This window comes from Gordonia effusa NBRC 100432, assembly GCF_000241305.1.
Lineage (GTDB): Bacteria > Actinomycetota > Actinomycetes > Mycobacteriales > Mycobacteriaceae > Gordonia > Gordonia effusa.
The window spans coordinates 46812-65620 of the sequence record NZ_BAEH01000035.1 but is presented as its reverse complement, the minus strand read 5'-3'; the positions used below and the strand labels follow the sequence as shown (position 1 = coordinate 65620).

The following is an 18809-nucleotide window of genomic DNA, read 5'->3' as shown; positions in this document are numbered from 1 at the left end:
GTCGAGGTTAGCCGTTCGCCAGCGGATCGGTGACCTCGCCTGTGCGGATCGGACAGCGGGTCTTGCTGTAGATGGTCGGCATGCACAGGTTGCAATGTGTGCATTTGGAGTGCGCGGTCGGATCGGCGGCGAGCAATCGCGGCAACTCCGGCTCCCGAAGCAGCGCACGGCCCATCGCGACGAAGTCGAAACCCTCGCTCAGCGCCGTGTCGATGGCCGCTCGGTCGGTGACCCCGCCGAGCAGGATCAGTGGCAGGCCGACCGCTTGCCGAAGTTGCCGGGCCAGCGGCAATAGATAGGTGTCGTGGTACGGATAGTGCTTGAGGAATACCGGCCCGGCAACTTTGAGTCCGGCCCTCAAGGCGCCGGAGAAGGCGGCGGCGAATTCCTTACGCGGCGCGCGTCCGTGGAACAGGTACATCGGATTGAGTAGGGAGCTGCCCGCTGTTGGTTCAATGGCGTCGAGATGGCCGTCGCGTTCGAGAAGCTGCGCGATCTGACATGCCTCGTCGATCTGGAGGCCGCCCGGCGCGCCGTCGTAGAGGCCGAGTTTTGCCCAGACCGCGACCGCGGGGCCAACTTCGGTCCGCACCGCTTCGAGCACTTCTCGTGCGAAGCGCACGCGGTTCGTGAGTGACCCGCCGTACTCGTCGCGCCGACGATTGAGCAGCGGCGAGAAGAAGCTGCTGAGCAAATAGTTATGGCCGCAATGGATTTCGAGGCCGTCGAAGCCGACATCGACGGCGATCCGCGCGGCTGCCGCGAAAGTTTTTGCCAATTCCCTGATTTCGGCCGGCGTTACCTTGTGCGTTAAGGACATCCCCATTGGCGCGGGTATCCTGCTGGGGCCCAACGCTTTACGGCGGTTCGACGCGGAGTTGGCGACGGCGCCCGCGTGTCCGAGTTGAGCGGCGGCCTTGGCACCCTCGGTATGGATGGCGTCGGTCAATCGCGTCAGACCGGTTGCCGCCTCGGGGCGCAGCCAAATCTGATGTCGGTCGGTCCGGCCCTCGGGGGCGACGGCGCAATAGGCGACGGTGCTCATGCCGACACCGCCGGCAGCCACCTCCCGATGGAAGTCGACGAGCTCATCGGTGACCAGGGCGTCGGGTGTCATCCCTTCGAAGGTGGCGCATTTGATGAGTCGGTTGCGCAGCCTGATCGGGCCGAGGTCGGCCGGCGCGAACGGATCGGGCAGGGCAGAGCGGCGAGTCATCGGACTGGAGCGCCGAGGCCGGCGATGACGAATTCGCGTAGGGCGCTTACGGCGTCGTCGGACAGCGGTGTTTCGGTGCGGCTGAACGTCCGCAGGATGAGGTCGAAAGCCAGCGCCCACCGACGTCGGGCTTGAGCGCGATCGACCCGCGGAAGCAACGCACTCCAGGTATCCAGAGAAAACCATCGGCCATGCCAACTGGACTGATCGGCGTCGTCGACGACGCGGGCGAGTAGTCGTAGATGCAGGCGGCCCAGGGGATCGGCGTGTAGCCGCAGGAATGGCGTGAGAATCGCGTCGACGATGTCGGCTACGCGGGGCCGCTCGTCGAGGTCGTCGAGTGGCCGCTCCCAATGCGGGGCCAGGCGTTCGTTGAGCAGGGCCACGACGAGATCTTCTTTAGTGCCGAAGTGATAGTGGACGGCTGCGACGTTGGCGTCCGCACTCGCGCAAATGGACCGGACCGAGACCGTTTCGTACGGCGCCGCGGCCAATAGTGATTCCGCGCAGTCGAGCAACCGGTCGCGAGTACTGGCTGTGGTCTGGGTCATACTCTCCATCAAACCATATTCCAATCAGTGATTGAAACAGTGTTTGATTATCTCGTCACTGACACGGTTACCGGCGGGTATGGGAGGGCCGCTGCGACGTTCGCGCGCGCGGACTAGGCTGGCGATCGTGTCAGAACACTTTGAAACAGTTGTCCTTGGTGCAGGTCCAGGTGGGTACGTTGCCGCGATCCGGGCGGCCCAGTTGGGTCAGAAAACCGCAGTCATCGAAGAGAAGTACTGGGGAGGTGTCTGTCTTAACGTCGGTTGTATCCCGTCAAAAGCGTTGCTGCGCAACGCCGAACTGGCCCATATCTTCAACCATCAGGCAGCCACCTTCGGCATGTCCGGGGAGGTGACCTTCGACTTCGGAGCCGCCTTCGACCGCAGCCGCAAGGTCTCCGACGGCATCGTCAAGGGTGTCCACTTCCTGATGAAGAAGAACAAGATCACCGAAATCGACGGATATGGCGTGTTCCGCGACGCCAAGACGATCGTCGTTGGCGATCGCGAGATCACCTTCGACAATGTCATCATCGACACAGGTTCCACGGTAAAACTGCTCCCCGGAGTGGAACTGTCCGACAATGTGGTTACCTACGAGACCCAAATCCTCACCCGTGAGCTGCCGTCGTCGATCGTCATCGTCGGCGCGGGCGCCATCGGCATGGAGTTCGGCTACGTGCTGGCCAACTACGGCGTCGACGTCACCATCATCGAATTCCTCGACCGGGTACTGCCCAACGAAGACAAGGACGTCTCCAAGGAGATCGCCAAGCAGTACAAGAAACTCGGTGTGAAGGTCCTGACCTCCACCAAGGTGCAGACCGTCACCGACAACGGATCGTCGGTTACCGTCACCTACGCCGATGCGAAGAATCAGCCGGGCGAGATCACCGTCGACAAGGTTCTGATGTCGGTCGGCTTTGCTCCCCGCGTCGACGGATTCGGCCTGGACACCACCGGCGTCGCGCTGACCGAACGCGGCGCGATCGAGATCGACGACTACATGCGCACCAACGTCGATGGCATCTATGCCATCGGCGACGTCACCGCCAAGCTGCAATTGGCGCACGTCGCCGAGGCGCAGGGCGTCGTCGCCGCGGAGACCATCGCGGGCGCTGAGACGATGACCCTCGGTGATTACCGGATGATGCCGCGCGCGACCTTCTGTCAGCCGCAGGTGGCCTCCTTCGGGCTCACCGAGGAACAGGCGAAGGCCGAGGGCTACGACGTCAAGGTGTCGACCTTCCCGTTCACCGCGAACGGCAAGGCCCAGGGCCTCGCGGAGACCGCGGGTTTCGTCAAACTCATCACCGACGGTGAGCACAACGAACTCATCGGTGGTCACCTGGTCGGCGACAATGTCTCGGAGATGCTGCCCGAACTTACCCTCGCGCAGAAATGGGATCTCACCGCAAATGAGTTGGCGCGCAACGTGCATACTCATCCGACGATGTCGGAGGCGCTGCAGGAGACCTTCCACGGTGCTATCGGGCATATGATCAACCTGTAGCCACCCTGACGCCGAAGACCCGTGACTGGACGCCCCCGTGGCCGCTGAATATCGCGGCAACGGTGGGCGTTCATCGTCGTGGCAGTGGTGATCCGGCGTTTAGATTCGACACAGGCGGGGCGGTCTGCCGCGCCTCGTTGACGCCGGATGGTGCTGGCGCCGTGCGTATTACGGCATCAAGTGGTGTCGTGACGGCGACGGCCTGGGGGCCGGGTGCCGATTGGTTACTCGATCAACTGCCGAATTTCCTTGGCGCGCAAGATAACCCGAGCGAGTTGAGATCCGGGAATCGTATTGTCGATGAACTGGCACGACGCGCGGTCGGCTTTCGGCTCGGTCGGTCGGAGCGAGTGTGGGAGGCATTGGTTCCGGCGATTCTGGAGCAGAAGGTGGTCGGCGCCGAAGCGTGGCGGGCATGGCGGCATCTGGTGCGGAAGTACGGCGAGCCGGCACCGGGGATCGAAAACCTTTGGGTGCCACCGACTCGCGAGGCGTGGCTCGACATTCCCAACTGGGAGTGGCATCGCAGCGGGGCCGAACCGGTTCGAATGCGCACGATTCGCGGCGCGGCATCGGTCGACGTCGAGCGGCACGTCGACAGGCTGACGGTGTTGCGCGGCGTCGGTGCGTGGACGGCGGCGGAGACACGGACCAGGGCACTGGGCGATCCCGACGCCGTATCCGTTGGGGACTACCACATACCGAATGTCGTAGGGAACGCGCTGATCGGCGAGCGTATCGACGATGCCCGGATGTTGGAGTTGCTCGAACCCTTTGCCGGACAGCGTAACCGGGTGATCCGACTCATTGAACTCTATGGACCGCGGCCCGAACGTCGGGGGCACCGGATGTCGGTCCGGGACTATCGTCGGATGTGAATCCTCAGTGCAGAGCCTTCAGTCCGACCACGCAGCCGACGATGCCGAGAATGAAGATGACTTTGAGCCACGATGCGGATTCGCCACCGGTCACCATCGCATAGGTGACGGTCAGCGCGGCACCGATACCGACCCAGACCGCGTAAGCGGTGCCCGTCGGTAGGCTGCGCATCGCGTAAGCCAAACCGGCCATCGACGCGACTAACGCGACGCCGAAGATTATCGACGGCGCGAGCCGGGAAAAGCCGTCAGATTTGCCGAGTGCGGTGGCCCAAACTGCTTCCAGCACACCGGAAATAACGAGAATGATCCATGCCATTTGCGAACTCCTGCACCGTCTTGTCGGGGCGAGCGAAGCGACGGGAGGTTATTGTGCCGGGTACGGTGCGCTCGTCCGGGTGTCATCGCGACATCGCCAACATAGCACGACGCCGTCATCGATCACGCCGTTGGTGATGAGCCTCTCCACCCGGCCATCGGATTCCATTGATCGCTCATCGTGTTGCGAACCAATGGATAGCAGGCCAGTCCAATCAAAACTGATGAAAAGTGTCCCAGCGCAGTGAAAGTCGGCGAAATCGACAGGGGGACGGCGTAACACCCGAGCACCCCGGCGAGATACAGCCATCGCCAGGGCCGCGCGATGTGGAAGGTCAACACCGCGATGATCGCGGCGAGAAAATAGCTGACGCCGACGTCTTGAGTGTTGCGCATGGAGTCGTCGGCGAGACCGTGCCGGATGGCAAGGGCCAGTGCGCCCTCGCTGAGCAGGGTGGCGAGAATATGTCCGGCGAGACCAATTGCGAGCCAACGGCGCCAGCCCAGCCAGCGTTCGGCCGGCGCGAGGAATATCGCGAATGCGACCGCGTACGGCAGCCAGTAGGCCGCGGCACCACCGCCGTCGAGCCAGAACAGGCTGAGCACCATGACCCGCAAGGGATTTGACGTCAGATGATCGATATTGGTCGAGCGGTCGGCCAGGACTGTATCGAGAGCACCCGGCGAGAGGATGTGCTGGATGACCGTCGTGGCGAGCAAGATCGCGAGCCAGGCAAAGGTCAGTGGGGAGCGTCGGAGGTATGTCCAGATCCGCTGGCCGACATCGGTATGCACGGAAACGATTCTCCATCCGCGACACCGCTGATGGCTACCCGAGACTAGCGCCGACGCCGTCGAATACGGACAAGCCCGACACCGAAGGTCGCCGCCGACACGCCCAGGAAGTAGACCAGTCCACTGGTCTTCGACCACGGCGCGGTAAATGCCAGTTCCTGTCCGGTGGCGTAGACGGCATTGAGGAAGGGCATGTAGCCCTGCATCTGGTAACCGTTGGGCGCCAACGCGATTGCCGTCTCGATGACATACATCCAGCCGAGCAGGAGTGCTACCGAACCCGCCGGATTTCCAACGACCGCGGCGATACCGACACCGAACCCGCAGGCGCCGAAAGCATAGACGGGAACGGTCCAGACGAACCGCCAACCGTCGGCGGAGGCCAGGTCTACGCCCCCGTACACCTGGGGAAACATGGTCGGGAGGAGCATCATCGTCGTGACGACGAGTAGCGCCGATATCGCGGCCATCACCACGCCGTAGTAGACCCAACGCGCCATCGGCATTGTTGCTGAGTTCACAAACGCGAAGTGCTCCACATCTTTCGCGGCTCCGCGTGCCGCGGACGCCTGCGCGTAGGTCGCGACGACCGCGCCGACGGTCACCGCGAAGGTGATCACCCAGTACGCAGAGTTGGTGGTGGTGACCGACGTGACTTGGATCGTCGTGGCATCGGAACTGCTCGCCCCGATTGTCGCGAATCGTTCGCTCACGATGGCCACCGCCAGGGTGACCGTTATCGATGTCGCGAATGCCAGTGGCACTCCGACCAGCCAGACGACGCTGCGGCTGCCGCCGGTGCGGATAGCTTCGGCGTGGATGGCTTCGGTGAGACGGCTGACGATGTCGAGTAGTTTCGTCATCCGGCGACCGCGCGAGTGTGTGCCAGGTAAGCGATTTCGAGATCCGTCGCGTCACCGATGAAGTCGGCGAGTGGAGCATCTGCGATCAATCGGCCGCTATCGAGCAGGATGATCCGATCCGCCGTGCGCGCGACCTCATCGAGCAGATGCGAAGCGACGACGACCGTGCGTCCCTGATTCGCCAGGTCGGTCAGTAGTGAACGCGCCCAATGGATTCCGGCGATATCGAGGCCGTTGAGCGGCTCGTCGAAGAGTAGCACCGGGGGATCGGCGAGTAGTGCCGCCGCGATACCGATCCGCTGGCTCATGCCAAGTGAGAAGCCACCGAGCCTGCGATCGGCGTATCCGCTCATGCCGACGGCGTCTAAGACGTCGTCGACGCGGTGGCGCGGTACGCCGGCGGTAGCGGCACGCCACCGCAGGTATCGCCGCGCGGTGTGTCCTGCGGGAAATCTGTTGGCTTCCAGATGTATTCCGATCTGGCGGGCACGGTCGGGGAGGGTGGTCACGGCGTTGCCGCCGAAGGTAACCCGACCACTCGTCGGCGCCGATAGACCGCAGATGCAGCGCAGCAGCGTCGACTTACCCGCACCGTTGAGGCCCAGCAGATAACTCAGCTCACCGCCGGGCAGGCGTAGCGAGACGTCGTGCAATGCGCTGACCCCGCTCGCCCTGCCTGTCCCGGCGCGAAAAGCCTTGTGCAGGTTGACGATATCGATCACGTAACAGGCGCTAGCTGTTGCAATAGATGTTGAGGCCGACTGTTTTGACGCCCCGGCATAACGAGCTGGCGGCGAGTTTCCAATTGCCGTCGAGTCGCTTGAACTCGATCGTCATCTTGATGGTGGGGCGACCGGCCGATCCGCTGTTGAGCGTCGCGGTGACCGAGTTGCCCTTCTGAACCAGCGGGCCGGTGACGTCGTTCCAGCCGCGCGGTGCGCGGAATAGTCCGAGCTGATACACCGTGCGCGGCACGACGACCGAGTTCATTCCGCCCTCGACGTTGGCTGCTTTGGCTTGATCCGACGCCGGGGTCTCCACCAGGAATTCGACGATGTCGTTGAGGTCGCCGAGAGTCGGATTGGCCGCGGTCACCGTGAAGTTGGGTGGGAAGTTCTTCGCTTGCGCGGGCGCCGTGACGAGCGCGGTGCTGGCGAAGGCGAGTAGCAAAGCGCCGACGATGAAGATGCTGCGCAGCGGTTTTGGCATTGCCGAGTGTCCTTTCGGGTGGATGCAGCTCAGAAGATGTTGCTGCAATAAAAAGGACGCTACTCATTTTAATTATGAAAGGCAACCCTTAGTTACCGTGTAGCGGGGTGGGCCCGATCACGTCGTGCGTGTTCTGCCAGGCGTACCGTGATCTCACAGTTGCCACCGCTCAGATCGGGACGCACGGTCACCGCGTATTGCGATCCGAGCGTTGCCGACGCTGCGGCGAGTGCTTCTTCGATTGCTCCCCGCGCGACGCCGTGAGCTATTTCGGGATAGTCTGCGCCGAGCTCTTTGAGCGGGCACGAGCAAATCTGCAATTCGTGAGACCCGAATGCGCTGGTCGTCGAACGCACCTGGAAGCCGAGTCCGGCGAGTGCGTCGGCGACGACGGTGACCGGGTCGGGCACCGGAGTCGGCGGCGGTGGGGCTGGGTGTTGTGCTGCCCATAGATGACCGGCTTCGGCAGCACGCTGTTCACGGGCACCGGCGGTCGCCCCGAGCTGACCGAGTAGCAGGCTCAGCAATTCGCCGGTGGGTGCGGTTGCGGCGGCCAGATAGCCGAGTCGAGGGCGCCCCACCGACGCCGACGGCAGCGCGGTGGTAGTGACATCACCGGTCTTGATCAGGTTGTTGAGATGGAAGCGGGCGGTGGTAAGGTGAACTCCGAGCAGATCGGCCACGGCGCCGGCGTCAATCGGCTCGGTGGCAGAACGCAGGATTTGTAGGGTCGCATCCCGCGGATCGGATGTCGCCATCTGCTTCCCTTCATTAGCCCGGTTCGGCTATGCCCTGCAGTACCTACGCCTCGGCGGAGTTGAGGACCAGCAGCGTAACCGATGCCGCGTCTTGCGCGGACAACTCGTGACGTACATTCGCCGCGATGTGTACGGCGCGACCGGGGGTCACCGCAACAGCTGTGCCCGCGATGTTCACCTCGACTCTACCGTGCTGTCCCATGATGAGAATCGGCTGCGCCGCTTGGTGATCGGGCATTCGCTGGCCGCCGGTAAAGGCGATTCGGACAACGGTGACGCCGTCCTCGCGGGCCTCGACTTTGACCAGCGGACGATCCGCTCGGGGACCGTCTTCGATAGCGTCCAGACCGCCCACTTCGGTCCACTCGGCGACGTTGGAGGCGCGGGCGGTCATCAACCTACCTCGCCCGGTTGCGGCACCTTGCGGACCACCAGTTCGATCGCGGCCAAATTGGCGCGGTATTTGCGGAACGTCGATCGCATCTGCAGGACTCGCGCTCGGGACTCTCCGTCGCGGATGACGTTGCCGATGAAGCGCAGTGCGCCGATGAAGCCTTCGTCGGCGATGATTCGTCGCGGCTGCAATAGTGCCATCGGCGCGAAGCGCACCTGTATCACCTCAAAACCGTTGGCCAGGAACAGTTCCCGCCATTCTGCTTCGGTTAGTGGGCGCGCGTTAACTTTGATCGACCGGGCAAGTGTGCGTTGCAATTCGGTCTTGTCCTCGGCGGGCAACGTATCGGGATGGATGGCGAGCTCATGCACGGCATAGTGTCCGCCGTCGCGCAGGACGCGATGCGCCTCGGCCACGATGGTGCCCTTACCCCGTGCCGATTGCATGGTGAGCATGGCCTCGCCGATCGCGATGTCGACCGAGGCGTCGGGAAGTCCGGTCGCCGAAGCGTCGGCCTCCACGACCTCACCGGCGCCGCCGATGATCGACTTGGTGAGTGTCACTGCGGCAGCGTCGGATTCGACTCCGACATAGCTTCCCGGATCGCGATTGAGAACTTCGGTGGCGGTCCGGCCGAGGCCGGGGGCGATTTCGAGTACGTCGGCACCCGCGATGGGCAAATCGTTCAGCATGAGTTCGGAGAGTTCGGCGCCGCCGGGCCGAAGTACGCGCTTGCCGAGCCGCGCCAGCAGCCAGTGTCCGGGCATATCGGCCGGTGTTCGCTGCGCGAACGGCAGTTCGGTTGAGTCCATCGATGATCGCCTCTCCAATTTAGAGCAATTTCGTACTTTAAATTAGCACGCTTGACAACGTACAACCGATCGGTTGTATGATTGGAATGTGACCGAGGCTGACGAGGACAAAGCTGATGCGATGTTCCACTCTCTCGCCGACCGCACCAGACGCGACATTCTGCGGCGTGTGTTGGCGGGTGAGTATTCGGTCAGCGCGCTGGCGGAGTCTTATGACATGAGTTTCGCCGCCGTGCAAAAGCACGTCGCCGTCCTGGAAAAGGCTGGGCTGCTCACCAAGCGGCGCAGTGGCCGCGAACAGTTGGCCAGCGGCGATGTGGAAGCGGTCCGATCGGTGGCATCGATGCTTGACGAGATCGAAGCCGTCTGGCGAGGCCGGATCGCTCGGATCGACGACTTGCTCGCCGCCGATATTCCACGACCGACCGAATGAAGTCCGAAAATTCAACCACCACAGAAGGATTGATGAAGATGCCTGTTATCGACGTGAAAAGCGATACCGACGACCTGACCCTGACCATTACCGCGGAATTCGACGCACCGGTCGAGCGGGTCTGGGGAATCTACGCCGACCCGCGGCAACTGGAGAAGATCTGGGGCCCGCCGACCTACCCGGCCACCGTCGTCGACCACGAGTTGGCGCCGGGTGGACGAGTTACCTACTATATGACCAGTCCAGAGGGGGATAAGTACCCCGGCTGGTGGCAGATCGTCGCGGTGGACGAGCCGAACAGCTTCTCCTTCGACGACGGGTTTGCCGACGAGGACTTCAACCCGGTGCCGGATATGCCGGTGGCGCGCAACGACTATCAGTTCAGCACCGTCAACGGAAAGACGCGCGCGGTCTACACGAGCACCTATCAAACCGCCGAGGGGCTACAAAAGGTCCTCGACATGGGTGTCATCGAAGGCGCGAGCGGTGCCATCAACCAGATCGACGACTTGCTCGCCGCGTAGTCGGAGGCTAAGGCTTACGCCCGATTACATACTGTCCTACCCCGATTATCGTCTGCTCGACGTCGGTGAATCCGGCGTCGTGCAGGCGTCCGGTGATCTCCCACGTCTCGAATATGCGGAGGCCGCCGACCCCGACTACTGTCGCCACGCCGGGTAGCCGCGTCAACTCGGTCTGCACCGAGGTGAAGATGACGACCTCGCCGCCCGGTTTGCACACCCGGGCCAACTCGTCGATCACCGGCAGCGGGTCGGGGATCAGATAGAGGGCTGCCAGGCAGGCGACCGTGTCAAATGTGTTGTCCGCGAACGGGATAGCATGACCATCGGCGCGAACATAGGATGCTCGGGCGGCGGAGTTGGTGCGCACGGCGGCCTTCAGCATCGACGGAGCGAAGTCGATGCCGACGCAGCGACCGTCGCCGGTGAGGCCGGCCGCCAACCGGGCCGTGTAATTACCCGGGCCGCAGGCGACGTCAAGAATCGTCCGTTCGCCGGGCCGGCTCAGATAAGTAGCCAACGCGCGGTCGAAATCTGCCGTCGCGCGACCGCCGAAACTGAACATCCGGGTGAAAGTCGGTCGCCAAAGATCTTGGTAGATAACGGAAAACGCCTTGTTCTGCATCACGCGCTGGGCGAAAGATGTCATGGTCGGCGCTTAGTGTCGCGTTCGATTCGCAACGTGCCCAGCGTCGTAGCGAGCGAATCATATTGTCCGACAAGCAGAACGAAGGCGATTTGTTGCGGTTCGGTGAGATGACGACGCAGCCCCTCCCATGCGCCGTCGGAGATATCGCGAGTCTTGACCAGTTCGTCGGTGGCCAGCAGTAGCGTGCGTTCACGGTCGCCCCAGCCGGCTTCGGGTCCGGCTATCACATTGTCGTAGAGCGCGCCTTTGATGCCGGCGCGCGCGCCGAGGCGTTTGTGATGGTCCATCTCATACTCACATTCGCGCAGGTGTGCGACCCGGATGATGATCATCTCGGTGTCTTTGCGCGATAGTTTGCCGAACGGCATCATCCGCGCCGAGTAGTACAACCAGCCGCGGAACAATCCCTTGGCCTGACCGAGTGTGGAAAAGATATGTGCGTCGTCGACTCCCGTAACAAGCGATGCTCCGCGTGCGAAGGTCCAGTTGAATGGACCGAGTTCACGCAGGCCGCCCGGGGTGATCCGTGGGGTGCTCATGGAGTCACGGTAGCTGATACCGGTGAAATACTGAATGGTCAGTTCAAGCGATTAACGTGGGTGAAGTTGGCGGTCGATAAACTGAGGTTGTGACATCTAAAGGCCAGGCCACCGACATTCGGCGCCGATCGGTCATTGACGCGACGCTGCGCATCATCGCCGCCGACGGAGTCGAGGCGGCGACGACGCGACGTATCGCCGAGGCGGCGGGCGTTGGCCAATCCGGACTGTTCTACAGTTTCGGATCTCGTGACGGGCTACTCGCGGAAGTCGTCGAAGCGGGCATCACAGCTGAAATCTCTTCGTTCGAGGCTTTGGTTAGTGAATTGGAATCGGCCGCACCGGGCTCGACGACGATCGGCGACGTTATTCGGATCGGGCTGCAAACATATTTGGACAAGTTGGCCGCGGACCCGGGGGCCGAGCGCGCCCTTGTCTCCTTAGCGCTGTATGCGCAGCGGACCGGCGGTATCGACCATCTGGCGCGCCGGCTCTACCACGGCTACTACGAATTGGCGGCTCGACTATTGATCATCGCCGCGAACGTCGGCGGCATCAGGTGGTCGCTGCCGCCGGAAGAACTCGCACCGTTGGTCATCGTAGTGACCGACGGCCTCACCCTGGCGTACCTCGCCAACCCCGACCGCGACTTCGGCGTGGTGATCGAGGGAGCGGTGGCGATGTTGGCAAGCTACGTCGTCGACTGATCATCGGCACGTTCAGTACGGCGACACACTGCTCCGATGCTCGTTGATGTCGAGTCGGGCACCGAGAGCGGGAAACGCGCGTTGCGGACAGTTGGTGCGTTCGCATACCCGACAGCCCGCACCGATCTGCGTTACCCGGGCTTGCGGGCCGATTTCCAAACCATCGGAATAGATCACGCGCGCGGCATGGCGCAACTCGCAGCCGAGCCCGATGGCAAAAGTCTTGCCGGCCTGGCCGAATCGAGTTGCTCGACGCTCGACAGTGCGCGCAACCCAGAAGTAGTTGCGGCCGTCGGGCATCTGTGCGATCTGGGTGAGGATCTTTCCCGGTGAGCCGAAGGTCTCGTAGACATTCCACAGTGGACAGGTACCGCCACTGGACGAGAAGTGAAATCCGGTGGCGGACTGTCGTTTTGACATATTCCCGGCTCGGTCGACGCGGACGAATGACCACGGGATACCGCGCAGATTGGGTCGCTGCAGGGTGGAGAGTCGGTGGCAGATTGTTTCGTAGGACACGGCGTAGAACGCGGAGAGACGTTCGATGTCGTAGCGGAAATCCTCTGCGGCGCCGTGGAATTGGGTATACGGCAGGATGGTCGCGGCGGCGAAGTAGTTGGCCAGCCCAAGGAGGGCGAGCGACCTGGCGTCGTCGGTGGTGAAATTGCCTTCGTCGACGAGATTGTTCATCAGGTCGCCGTATTCGAGGTAGGCCAACTCGGCTGCGATCTTGAAGGTGCGTTGCCCGGCCGACAGGGCGGCCGAGATATCGAGTCGCCGTGCGCCAGGGTCGAATTGGTGCAGCACATAGTCGCCGAGGTCGACTCGGCGGTTGAGTGACACCCCATGTACCCGTTGCAGGCGATCGACGATTGCCTGGCGAACATCCCCGGAGTGCATACGCATCCGGGTGGATAGTTCCTCGGCGGCGACGTCGAGGTCGTGAATGTAATTGCGGCGCTGATAGAAATAGTCGCGCACCTCTTCATGCGGGGCACTGATACTGCCGCGCATACTGCGGTCACCACGTTCGTCAGTCGCCGCTGCCAATTGATCGGTGACCACCCGGTAGCGCCGGTGGAGATTGACCATTGCCTGTGCCATCGCGGGATTGTTGGCGACCATGTCTGCTACCGCTTGCGGATCGGTTGCCGCGGCCGCGGCTTCGACATCCTCGTCGAGCATCGCTTCGCGGAGTTCGGCGACGAGCCGGACGTTGTCCTGTGAATCGAAGAAGCTGGCCTCGATGCCGAATATCTCGGTGATCCTCGACAGCACCATCGACGTCAGCGGTCGGGCATCATGTTCGATCTGGTTCAGATACGACGGCGAAATGCCGAGGGTCTGCGCTAGCGAAACTTGGGACATACCGCGTTCGGAGCGCAATTGTCGAAGTCGCGAGCCGACATAGGTCTTACTCACCGTGCTACCACCGATTCTTTCGAACGCACCCACGGTACGGTTGGGCCGTGAGCCAACCGTATCGCCTGCCGACGGCGCTTGGGGGACTGCTGATTGGCGCCGCACTGGTGAGCGGATGCGGCGGGGGAGTCGACGTCGAGCGGCCGGTGCCCGCGGATATGCTGCTGTCCCCGGCTGCCCTCCCGGCGGGATTTACGTCGGAGTCGCTAACCGTCAACGACCTCACCGCGGCCAACTCGCAGCAACTCACGCTGTCGGCCGGTACCGAGATCAGCCCGCAACAGTGCCGGCCGACCGCGGATGAGCAATTCAACAAGGCGCTGACCCCGGTGAATGCGGCTGTCCTCGGCGCGAGGTCGCTGACAGCGGGGCTCACCGAAGTGGTGTCGACCGTGACCCGCGATGTCGGCGCCGACATTCGGACCAGCACCCGCGACTGCGCTCGGACCACGACGTCGGTGACCGCGGGGTCGATGAAGGGCGCGGTCATCACCACCGACCATGTTCGACTCGACGCACCCGCGATGGAGTCGTCGACCGCCGGATATGTCGGGCGGGTCGGTTCGCTCCGGATCATCGACCTGTTCGTGCTCCGCAGCACGGTGAGCACGCGAATCGGCGACGGCTCGGTGTCGACATCGGTCAGCCTAGCTGGGTACGCCACCGGACGATTCACCTTCGATGCGCCCGACGCCGTGCCGGTCACGGTGCAGCTGACGTCGGTCGGCGAAGCGAGCGACTTCGCGAAACCTGCCGGCACACCACGTTCACCGATGTCCGACGATGAGTTCGTCGGGCTGTTCGGCAGGGCGATTTCAGCCGCCGGGGTTACCGCTGGGTAATGCGCGGGTGTGTGAAATTCTTCACTGATCGAGGGTCTGGCGGGCGCGACGACCGACCCCCGGCGTCGAGCGGCTCGCTGCTGGCTCTTTGATGCCGGCGGCCAAAATCCCAGTACGCGCGTACTTTTTGCCGGCGTCGCCAAAAGATTCACACGACCAGTTTCGCAAAATTTGCAAGGTTACGGGAAAAGCTAACCCATTTTTGCAGTTGAAAGGGGTTGGACCTGGGGGTTTAGTCTGTGGCATCCTCGATGAAGGCACCGCCTAGAGGCGCCGAAGGTTTTGCAAGATTCTCTCGCCTTGACGACAGCCTTGACGACAGCGATTCGAAACCGGTCGCAGTAGAAGAAAGCGAAGTAGCTAATGAGCAACGTCGGTAAGCCACGTACCGCCGCCGAAATCCAGCAGGATTGGGACACCAACCCGCGCTGGAAGGGCATCACCCGCGATTACACCGCGCAGCAGGTCGCCGATCTCCAGGGATCGGTCGTCGAGGAGAACACCCTCGCTCGCCGCGGCGCGGAAATCCTCTGGGAGGGTGTCACCAAGGGTGACGACTCCTACATCAACGCGCTCGGTGCGCTGACCGGCAACATGGCTGTGCAGCAGGTTCGCGCCGGCCTCAAGGCCATCTACCTGTCGGGTTGGCAGGTCGCCGGTGACGCCAACCTGTCCGGCCACACCTACCCCGACCAGTCGCTGTACCCGGCCAACTCGGTTCCGGCCGTCGTTCGCCGCATCAACAACGCACTGCTGCGCGCCGACGAGATCGCCGCTACCGAGGGTGACAAGTCTGTCGACAACTGGCTCGTCCCGATCGTCGCCGACGGTGAAGCCGGCTTCGGTGGCGCGCTCAACGTCTACGAACTGCAGAAGGCGATGATCGCCGCTGGTGCCGCCGGTACCCACTGGGAAGATCAGCTCGCTTCGGAGAAGAAGTGCGGCCACCTCGGTGGCAAGGTGCTCATCCCCACCCAGCAGCACATCCGCACCCTGACCTCGGCTCGCCTGGCCGCCGACGTCGCCGGTACCCCCACCGTCGTCATCGCGCGTACCGACGCCGAAGCCGCCACCCTGATCACCTCCGACGTTGACGATCGCGACAAGCCATTCGTCACCGGCGAGCGCACCAGCGAAGGCTTCTACAACGTGCAGAAGGGCATCGAGCCCTGCATCGCCCGTGCGAAGGCCTACGCTCCTTACGCCGACCTGATCTGGATGGAGACCGGCAAGCCCGATCTCGAGGTCGCCAAGAAGTTCGCCGAGGCCGTCAAGTCGGAATTCCCCGACCAGCTGCTGGCCTACAACTGCTCGCCTTCCTTCAACTGGAAGCAGCACCTGGACGACGACACCATCGCCAAGTTCCAGAACGAGCTCGGCGCGATGGGCTTCAAGTTCCAGTTCATCACCCTGGCCGGCTTCCACGCCCTCAACTACTCGATGTTCGACCTGGCTTACGGCTACGCCCGCAACCAGATGTCGGCCTACGTCGACCTGCAGGAGCGCGAGTTCGCTGCTGAGGAGCGCGGTTACACCGCCACCAAGCACCAGCGTGAGGTTGGCGCCGGCTACTTCGACCGGATCGCAACCACGGTTGACCCCAACACGTCGACCGCGGCGCTGAAGGGCTCGACCGAAGAGGGCCAGTTCCACTAGTCCCCCTCTCGGCGTCTTTAGCGAACAAGCAGGCGGCTCGTGACTTTCCGTTGCGGGCCGCCTGACTTGTAGGTGATTGGTTTTTTGGGCGTTCCCCTGCAGGTTTACCCTCCGCTCTGTTTGAAATTTCGGCCCCGTGAGGGACGTCCGAGGGCAATATGCCCTTCGGTCTCACTGAGGGGGACGATATTTCACATCTTCGAGTCAGCGTCGCCCAGCGGGATGACTAACCTTTTGTTGCCCGTCCTGGTGGCGGTTCCATTGGCTACTGTGTAGCCAATTTTGTTGGTGCGTAAGGATTTTCGTATGGTTTCGAGCGTTTCTCGGGTGGGCATCGTTGGGGCCGGGCAGATGGGCGCGGGTATCGCCGAGGTCTGCGCGCGTGCGTCGGCCGACGTTCTCATCTTCGAATCGAGCGCCGGATTACTCGAGGCCGGACGCGCCCGAATCCTTAAGTCGCTCGACCGCGGCGTATCCAGCGGGAAACTCACCGGTCGCGAACGCGATCAAGCGGTCGACTGCTTGCGATTCACCTGCGAACTCGCCGACTTCGCCGATCGTCAGTTGGTGATCGAAGCGATCATCGAAGATGAGGCCATCAAAACCGAACTCTTCGGCAAACTCGACGCCATTGTTACCGATCCCGACGCCGTGCTGGCGTCGAATACCTCGTCGATCCCGATCATGAAGATCGCGATGGCTACCGCCAATCCTCGCCGGGTCGTCGGGATGCATTTCTTTAACCCGGTTCCCGTGCTGCCGTTGGTGGAGCTGGTCACCACGCTGGATACCAGCGACGAAACTTATTGTCGTGCAGAAGCTTTCGCGCATGACGTCCTCGGCAAACAGGTCGTGCGCTGTGTTGATCGCTCCGGGTTCGTGGTCAACGCGCTGCTGGTGCCGTACCTGTTGTCGGCGATCCGGATGGTCGAAGGGGGCTATGCCACCGTCGACGATATCGACCGTGCGATGGTGCTCGGCTGCGCACATCCGATGGGCCCGTTGAAACTCAGCGACATGGTGGGGCTGGATACCGTCAAAGCCATCGCCGACAAGATGTACGACGAGTACCGCGAACCCCTATTCGCGCCGCCACCACTGCTGCTGCGAATGGTCGAGGCCGGGCGCGTCGGTAAGAAGTCCGGGCAGGGCTTCTACGAATACGCGAAGAAGTAGGGTCGCGCCGCTGCAGGTTCAGGGTGCGCCACAAGCGCCTTGGCTAACCTTGACACTCCGTTTGTTGCCTGTATTGTTGCGCAAACCAGACATATGTGATCTTGTATTCGGGTATAACTACGTCGCACCGAACGTGCATCGAGATCCGAGGGGGAAAGTGGTAGATCGAGAGCGGGTGGGGTCCGTCGTTGTGTTGATCGCGACGGTTCTAGGTGTATTCGGAGCTGGGACAGCGTCTGCGTCATCGTTTGCTGATCGGTCGGTGTCGAAGCGGACTGACGACGGCTGGGTGGTTTCGGCGTCGAAGTTGAACGAGAAGGTGCGGTCGGTGCCTCCGTTGGATCAGAGTCCGTGGACGCGTGAAGGGTATTTGTCGTTGAAGGGGACGGCGGACATTCGCGGGGCAGGGAAGGTTGCGGTGAACTCCGGTGCGTTGTCGGTGGGGTTTGCTGTCGCGTGTAATACCGATGTGACGTCGGGGGTCACTCTTGGGGTGACCGGTGGTCCGACGGCGCAGATGTCGATTACGTATCCGCCGGCGTTGGTGATTGGCGCGCAGGTGTTGCCGAATGTGTCTACGACGTTGCGGCCGGGCACGATTTCGGATGTGTCGTTTGGGTCGAAGAAGCTTGCTGCTGCGCATGCTGGGGTGGAGCTTGATGGGGTGCATGTGAAGGTGTCGGGGTGTTTGGGGCCGGTCGCGGTCCGTGCTTATGTGTCGGTGGCGATTTCAACGCCGTTGAACGACAACACTATTCACGTTTATGGCAAACCTCACTACCTGTAAACGCTGAGCGCCGTTAACACGGTGACCACTACTTGTTCGAGATCCGGGGAGATACCGAGATGACTCATAGTTCTGCTGACACCACACCTATCCCGCGCGTTGAAGGTGTACAGCGCAGCGACGGCGGCGCTGCGAGCGAACCCGCCGGTGACGCCAGCGCGGGCGGTATCCCGGTCCTCAAAGTGGTGCTCTTCATCGCCGGGACACTTTTGTTGATTGTTGCCGCGGCAAATTTGACGAGTATGTCCGGCTGGTCTGACCGATGGGGACCGATCCCGGTCTTTCTGGTGTTCTTCCTAGTGATGTCGATCGCCGGACGTTGGTTTTGGGCCGGCGCTGACGCCATCATTGCCGCGATCATGGGCAACCGATGAAACGGTCGGACCGGCGGTGGTGGTCGCGGCGTACCGCGGCGGGTATAGCGGCGTTGTCGCTGCTGGGCATCGGAGGTGGTATTGGCGCGGCAACCATAGCCGCTGAACAGTCACCAGTCCATGCTGATGCGTTGTGCGATGCGATGCGGGCCCAGTATGGGTCGAATTGGCCGTGTATCAGTGTTCCGACCTACACCCCGCCGCCTACTCAGAACACGCCACCACCGACGACCGGCACTAACAACGGCAGCGGCGGCGGCGTTGGTATCGGCGCTAACCCCGGTCCAGGTCCTGGTGAGGGCAATGGCACCCCCATTGTGCCTGCACCAGGGCAACGTGGCCCGGCGGCTCCTGCGCCACGAGCGCCCGCTACTGGCCGCACGCCACCTGCTCCCG

23 protein-coding genes and 1 riboswitch are annotated in these 18809 nt (G+C 62.6%); of the genes, 10 read left to right on the top strand and 13 right to left on the bottom strand.

Annotated features, from left to right (window positions below):
* Positions 1–7: 7 nt before the first annotated feature.
* On the bottom strand, positions 8–1216 hold the full coding sequence (locus tag GOEFS_RS05410; RefSeq protein WP_007316881.1) for an NADH:flavin oxidoreductase: 1209 nt from the start codon (positions 1214–1216) through the stop codon (positions 8–10).
* The gene (locus tag GOEFS_RS05405; protein ID WP_007316880.1) at positions 1213–1767 is read right to left on the bottom strand and encodes a TetR/AcrR family transcriptional regulator; all 555 of its coding nucleotides are present in this window, start codon (positions 1765–1767) and stop codon (positions 1213–1215) included. Before GOEFS_RS05405 ends, GOEFS_RS05410 begins: the two co-directional genes overlap by 4 nt.
* A 127-nt stretch (positions 1768–1894) precedes the next feature.
* Here GOEFS_RS05405 and lpdA point away from each other — a divergent pair, with 127 nt between their 5' ends.
* Together lpdA and GOEFS_RS05395 are read left to right on the top strand one after the other, a co-directional pair.
* Positions 1895–3280, top strand: a complete 1386-nt coding sequence (gene lpdA / locus GOEFS_RS05400) for a dihydrolipoyl dehydrogenase (protein ID WP_040524550.1) — start codon at positions 1895–1897, stop codon at positions 3278–3280.
* A 5-nt stretch (positions 3281–3285) separates the two neighbouring features.
* Positions 3286–4158, top strand: coding sequence for a DNA-3-methyladenine glycosylase family protein (locus tag GOEFS_RS05395; protein ID WP_040524536.1), 873 nt, complete (start codon positions 3286–3288; stop codon positions 4156–4158).
* A 4-nt stretch (positions 4159–4162) separates the two neighbouring features.
* On the opposite strand, the gene GOEFS_RS05390 is transcribed toward GOEFS_RS05395, so the two are convergent.
* From GOEFS_RS05390 to GOEFS_RS05355, 8 genes are all read right to left on the bottom strand, one after another.
* Positions 4163–4477: a DMT family transporter gene (locus GOEFS_RS05390; RefSeq protein ID WP_007316877.1), complete on the bottom strand. Its 315-nt coding sequence runs from the start codon at positions 4475–4477 to the stop codon at positions 4163–4165.
* 9 nt (positions 4478–4486) lie between these two features.
* Positions 4487–4574: riboswitch (guanidine-III (ykkC-III) riboswitch) on the bottom strand.
* Between the two features lie 25 nt (positions 4575–4599).
* Entirely contained in the window at positions 4600–5271 is a 672-nt protein-coding gene (locus GOEFS_RS05385) for a rhomboid-like protein (RefSeq protein WP_007316876.1), read from the bottom strand.
* A gap of 44 nt (positions 5272–5315) precedes the next feature.
* On the bottom strand, positions 5316–6134 hold the full coding sequence (locus GOEFS_RS05380; RefSeq protein WP_007316875.1) for a hypothetical protein: 819 nt from the start codon (positions 6132–6134) through the stop codon (positions 5316–5318).
* A complete protein-coding gene (locus tag GOEFS_RS05375; protein WP_007316874.1) occupies positions 6131–6856 on the bottom strand; it encodes an ABC transporter ATP-binding protein in 726 nt (241 codons plus the stop codon). Before GOEFS_RS05375 ends, GOEFS_RS05380 begins: the two co-directional genes overlap by 4 nt.
* A 10-nt stretch (positions 6857–6866) precedes the next feature.
* Positions 6867–7343, bottom strand: a complete 477-nt coding sequence (locus tag GOEFS_RS05370; protein ID WP_007316873.1) for an MTB12 C-terminal domain-containing protein — start codon at positions 7341–7343, stop codon at positions 6867–6869.
* A gap of 92 nt (positions 7344–7435) precedes the next feature.
* The gene (locus tag GOEFS_RS05365) at positions 7436–8101 is read right to left on the bottom strand and encodes a helix-turn-helix domain-containing protein (protein WP_007316872.1); all 666 of its coding nucleotides are present in this window, start codon (positions 8099–8101) and stop codon (positions 7436–7438) included.
* 43 nt (positions 8102–8144) lie between these two features.
* Positions 8145–8495, bottom strand: a complete 351-nt coding sequence (locus tag GOEFS_RS05360; RefSeq protein WP_007316871.1) for a cupin domain-containing protein — start codon at positions 8493–8495, stop codon at positions 8145–8147.
* Complete coding sequence (locus tag GOEFS_RS05355; RefSeq protein ID WP_007316870.1) at positions 8495–9307, bottom strand: class I SAM-dependent methyltransferase; 813 nt, start codon at positions 9305–9307, stop codon at positions 8495–8497. The genes GOEFS_RS05360 and GOEFS_RS05355 overlap by 1 nt, the downstream gene beginning before the upstream one ends.
* 88 nt (positions 9308–9395) lie before the next feature.
* Between GOEFS_RS05355 and GOEFS_RS05350 the strand changes: the two genes are divergently transcribed.
* Positions 9396–9740, top strand: coding sequence for an ArsR/SmtB family transcription factor (locus GOEFS_RS05350; protein WP_040524535.1), 345 nt, complete (start codon positions 9396–9398; stop codon positions 9738–9740).
* Positions 9741–9778: 38 nt separating this feature from the next.
* A complete protein-coding gene (locus GOEFS_RS05345) occupies positions 9779–10264 on the top strand; it encodes an SRPBCC family protein (RefSeq protein WP_040524547.1) in 486 nt (161 codons plus the stop codon).
* Between the two features lie 7 nt (positions 10265–10271).
* Here the strand turns inward: GOEFS_RS05345 and GOEFS_RS05340 are convergent, their stop codons facing one another.
* Together GOEFS_RS05340 and GOEFS_RS05335 are read right to left on the bottom strand one after the other, a co-directional pair.
* Positions 10272–10910 (bottom strand): class I SAM-dependent methyltransferase, encoded by a 639-nt coding sequence (locus tag GOEFS_RS05340; RefSeq protein ID WP_007316867.1) that lies wholly within the window; start codon positions 10908–10910, stop codon positions 10272–10274.
* The gene (locus GOEFS_RS05335) at positions 10907–11449 is read right to left on the bottom strand and encodes a carboxymuconolactone decarboxylase family protein (RefSeq protein ID WP_007316866.1); all 543 of its coding nucleotides are present in this window, start codon (positions 11447–11449) and stop codon (positions 10907–10909) included. Before GOEFS_RS05335 ends, GOEFS_RS05340 begins: the two co-directional genes overlap by 4 nt.
* 89 nt (positions 11450–11538) lie before the next feature.
* Here GOEFS_RS05335 and GOEFS_RS05330 point away from each other — a divergent pair, with 89 nt between their 5' ends.
* Positions 11539–12156 carry a TetR/AcrR family transcriptional regulator gene (locus GOEFS_RS05330; protein WP_007316865.1) on the top strand — a complete coding sequence of 206 codons (618 nt, stop codon included), beginning with the start codon at positions 11539–11541 and terminating at the stop codon, positions 12154–12156.
* A 12-nt stretch (positions 12157–12168) separates the two neighbouring features.
* On the opposite strand, the gene ramB is transcribed toward GOEFS_RS05330, so the two are convergent.
* Positions 12169–13578 (bottom strand): acetate metabolism transcriptional regulator RamB, encoded by a 1410-nt coding sequence (ramB, locus tag GOEFS_RS05325; RefSeq protein ID WP_007316864.1) that lies wholly within the window; start codon positions 13576–13578, stop codon positions 12169–12171.
* 47 nt (positions 13579–13625) lie between these two features.
* Here ramB and GOEFS_RS05320 point away from each other — a divergent pair, with 47 nt between their 5' ends.
* The 5 genes from GOEFS_RS05320 (at position 13626) to GOEFS_RS22345 (ending at position 18413) form a co-directional block, all read left to right on the top strand.
* Positions 13626–14420 carry a hypothetical protein gene (locus GOEFS_RS05320; RefSeq protein ID WP_007316863.1) on the top strand — a complete coding sequence of 265 codons (795 nt, stop codon included), beginning with the start codon at positions 13626–13628 and terminating at the stop codon, positions 14418–14420.
* Between the two features lie 363 nt (positions 14421–14783).
* On the top strand, positions 14784–16076 hold the full coding sequence (gene aceA / locus GOEFS_RS05315; protein WP_007316862.1) for an isocitrate lyase: 1293 nt from the start codon (positions 14784–14786) through the stop codon (positions 16074–16076).
* 306 nt (positions 16077–16382) lie between these two features.
* Complete coding sequence (locus GOEFS_RS05310; RefSeq protein WP_007316861.1) at positions 16383–17252, top strand: 3-hydroxybutyryl-CoA dehydrogenase; 870 nt, start codon at positions 16383–16385, stop codon at positions 17250–17252.
* Between the two features lie 262 nt (positions 17253–17514).
* The gene (locus GOEFS_RS05305; protein WP_083837244.1) at positions 17515–18039 is read left to right on the top strand and encodes an MspA family porin; all 525 of its coding nucleotides are present in this window, start codon (positions 17515–17517) and stop codon (positions 18037–18039) included.
* 59 nt (positions 18040–18098) lie between these two features.
* Complete coding sequence (locus tag GOEFS_RS22345; RefSeq protein WP_007316859.1) at positions 18099–18413, top strand: hypothetical protein; 315 nt, start codon at positions 18099–18101, stop codon at positions 18411–18413.
* The last annotated feature ends 396 nt before the right edge of the window (positions 18414–18809 follow it).